The organism is Mycobacterium sp. 1165178.9, from assembly GCF_001673555.1.
Taxonomy (GTDB): domain Bacteria; phylum Actinomycetota; class Actinomycetes; order Mycobacteriales; family Mycobacteriaceae; genus Mycobacterium.
Genome location: NZ_LZMB01000258.1, coordinates 1 through 3,179 on the forward strand (window position 1 = coordinate 1; position 3,179 = coordinate 3,179).

A 3,179-nucleotide genomic window follows, 5' to 3' on the forward strand; every position below is an offset into this window, starting at 1 on the left:
GTGCGCGCGCAACGCGGATTGCCCGGCCCGGCGGTCGTATTCGAGTGCGTCGGCGCGTCCGGACTGATCCAGAAATTGGTCGAATCCGCCGAAATGGGCACCCGCATCTATTGCGCGGGTGGCTGGTACACCGGCGACACCCTCGACATCACCACCGCCACCCGCCAAGGTGTGACGATCCAGTTCGGCGGTGGTCCACACCCGCAGGACTGGTACGGCACGCTCGACGCCATCGCGGCCGGCCGCCTGGACCCGCTGCCGAGCGTCGGCAAGATCATCGGCCTCGACGACGTGCCCGAGGCCCTCGATCAGGCCCGCAGGTCCGAAGGTCCGCCCCGGATCGTCGTCCGCCCGAATGGAGACCGCTCGTGAGCGAACGCGATGACCGCCAAGACATCTCCGAACTGCTGGTGCGCTATGCCACGGGGATCGACCGGCGCGACTGGCCGCTGTTTCGCACCGTCTTCACCGACGACTGCCAACTGGACTACGGGGAGATCGGCACCTGGAACGGCGTCGACGCAGTCGCCGACTTCATGGAGCAGGTGCACGCTCTGGCGGGACACACGCTGCACCGCCTGACCAACCAGGCCATCACCCTCGACGGTGACAAAGCCACGGCACGCACCTACATAGACGGCCTGATCATGGCCGGCGACAACAACTCTGGCGTCAACGCGATCGGGTTCTACGACGACGACATGGTCCGCACCCCGGCGGGGTGGCGCATCGCCCGCCGGCGCTATACCCAGGTCCGCATCGCCACGGTCGGAGGCGGGTAGATGACATTCGCGACGAATTACGGGCCATGGGCGCTGGTCGCCGGCGCCTCCGACGGCGTGGGCGCGGCGTTCGCCGAAGGCCTCGCCGAGCGCGGTGTCAACGTGGTACTGCTGGCCCGCAGGCAAGCCGTTCTCGACCGCGTCGCGGCCGACATCGAGGGCAAGACGTCGGCGCAAACCCGCACCGTCGCAATCGATCTCGCGCAGCCCGGCGCGGCAGCAGCGGTGGCCGCGGCTACCGGTGACCTGGAGATCGGAATGCTCGTGTACTGCGCCGGGGCCGACCCGAATTTCCAACCGTTCCTTGCCAATCCGATCGAAGCCGCCGAGGCGATGGTGCAACGCAACTGCATGGTGCCCATGCAGTTGTGTCACCATTTCGCGCCCGCGATGGTGGAGCGTGGCGGCGGCGGCATCGTCATTTTTGGATCGGGCGCCGGGCTGGCCGGCGGGCCGAACATGGTCGCCTACGGCGCCTCGAAGGCGTTCGACATGGTCTTCGCCGAGGCGCTGTGGGCCGAATTGCACGACAAGGGCGTCGACGTCCTGGGCCTCATTCTGGGCAAGACCAACACACCGGCATTGCGCGAACTCGAATACAGCCGCGGCCAGATCGGCTCCCCCGACGAGGTTCCGTCGGACGCGGCGGCCGTGTCCGACGTGATCGCCGAGGCCTTCGAAAACCTCGGCAACGGCCCCACCCTGATGGTGGGCGACACTATGCGCGCCGCCGCACAGCTACTGGCATCGCTGAACCGCAATCAGGCAGTTGAGCTGTTCGCCCAAGCCGCCGCCGCGGCCATGGGCCCGGACGCTTAGGGGAAACGACCGGAACCGCCGTAGTTCGCTGTGCGTCGTAGTGATCGGCAGAGAGGTTTGCCAAAGTTCCAAATCAGGGCAGCCTAACTCTGGCTCCGGTAGTTCCCTGTGCAGCAAATATGGGTTGGTGTGCGCCGTTCTCACAGCGGACCCGCAGCGTTGCTGACCGTGTAGGCCACGCGTACTTTGGGTAACCGGTTCGCCACGGCAACCGTGCCGAAGTGACCACCCGATCGCCAGTGCGAAGGATGACGATGCTCGCCATAGACAGGCCCGCAGCCGCCGTCTCGACGACGACACACTGGCGGCGCCGCACCCTGGCCCGTTCCGGAGTGATCACCGGCGCGTTCGTCGTCCCGGCTGTGGTCGTCCGCATCGCCGGACTGCACACCGGTGCGGTGCTCGCCCTGCTGATCTTCGGCGCAGCGGTGGTGTCGGCCAGCTTCTTGCTGGCCTGGGCTGCCGAGGCGGCGCAGATCGATGTCTCCGGCGGGTTGGCGACGGCCCTGCTCGCCCTGATCGCGGTGCTGCCCGAATACGCCGTCGACCTCTATTACGCCTACGTGTCCGGCCACAACGCGGACTACACGCAATACGCCGCCGCCAACATGACCGGGTCCAACCGGTTGTTGATGGGTCTGGGTTGGCCCGTCGTGGTGCTGGTGAGCATCATGGTCGCGCGCAAGTCCGGGTCGGCGAAGTCCACCGGTTTGACGCTGGAGCCAGCAAACCGGGTCGAACTCGGATTCCTGTTGATCGCCGGCGTCCTCGCGTTCGTGATCCCGGCGAGCGGTCAGATCCATCTCGGGCTGGGACTGGCGTTGCTGGCGTGGTTCGGCTTCTACCTCTACAAGATCAGCCACGGCGAGGTCGAAGAGCCCGATCTGATCGGCACCGCCGCCGCGCTGGGCGGCCTGCCCGATGGTCGGCGCCGCGTCGCCGTAATCGGCCTGTTCTTGGTTTCGGGCGGGGTGATCCTGCTGTGCGCCAAGCCGTTTGCCGACAACCTGGTCTCCGCCGGCACCGAACTCGGCATCAACCGCTTCCTGTTGGTGCAGTGGCTGGCTCCCCTGGCCTCCGAAGCACCGGAGTTCATCATCGCGACCATCTTCGCCGCCCGGGGCAAGGGCACGGCGGCCATCGCCACGCTGATCTCCTCCAAGGTCAACCAATGGACCCTGCTGATCGGGTCACTGCCGCTCGCCCACCTGCTGGGCGGGGGCGAGTTCTCCCTGCACCTGGACTCCCGCCAGGTGGAGGAGGTGCTGCTGACCGCCACCCAAACGATGATGGGGGTGGCGCTGATCCTGGCGCTGCGATTCAACCGGTCCGCCGCGTGCACACTGCTCGGATTGTTCGTCGTCCAGTTCCGCGGCGAGGTTCGACCCGTCGACGATGAGGTTGCCCATGCGAAAGTCGCCGTGTACCAATACCGCCGCCGACGGTTCCGGACGGTGGGCCGCCAGCCAGCGAAACGCCCATTCGAAGGTGGCGGTGGTGTCGCCCATATCGTCGAGGCGTTGACGCCATTCGGCCAGTTGGTCTTCGTGCGTCAGGTCTGGAATGCCCGTGTCGGGG

The 3,179-nt window shown here is 66.9% G+C and carries 2 protein-coding genes and 3 pseudogenes; 4 read left to right on the forward strand and 1 reads right to left on the reverse strand.

Annotation, left to right across the window (positions count from 1 at the left end; translation table 11 throughout):
* The 4 genes and pseudogenes from A5652_RS11595 to A5652_RS11610 form a co-directional block, all read left to right on the forward strand.
* A pseudogene (locus A5652_RS11595) lies at positions 1-372 on the forward strand (zinc-binding dehydrogenase); the annotation flags it as partial.
* Complete coding sequence (locus tag A5652_RS11600) at positions 369-782, forward strand: nuclear transport factor 2 family protein (protein WP_067350805.1); 414 nt, start codon at positions 369-371, stop codon at positions 780-782. The pseudogene A5652_RS11595 and the gene A5652_RS11600, both read left to right, overlap by 4 nt.
* Complete coding sequence (locus tag A5652_RS11605; protein WP_067350807.1) at positions 783-1,601, forward strand: SDR family NAD(P)-dependent oxidoreductase; 819 nt, start codon at positions 783-785, stop codon at positions 1,599-1,601.
* A gap of 248 nt (positions 1,602-1,849) precedes the next feature.
* Positions 1,850-2,971, forward strand: a pseudogene (locus tag A5652_RS11610) (sodium/calcium exchanger protein); the annotation flags it as partial.
* A gap of 66 nt (positions 2,972-3,037) precedes the next feature.
* Here A5652_RS11610 and A5652_RS28550 read toward each other — a convergent pair.
* Positions 3,038-3,109: pseudogene (locus A5652_RS28550) on the reverse strand (hypothetical protein); the annotation flags it as partial.
* Between the last annotated feature and the right edge of the window lie 70 nt (positions 3,110-3,179).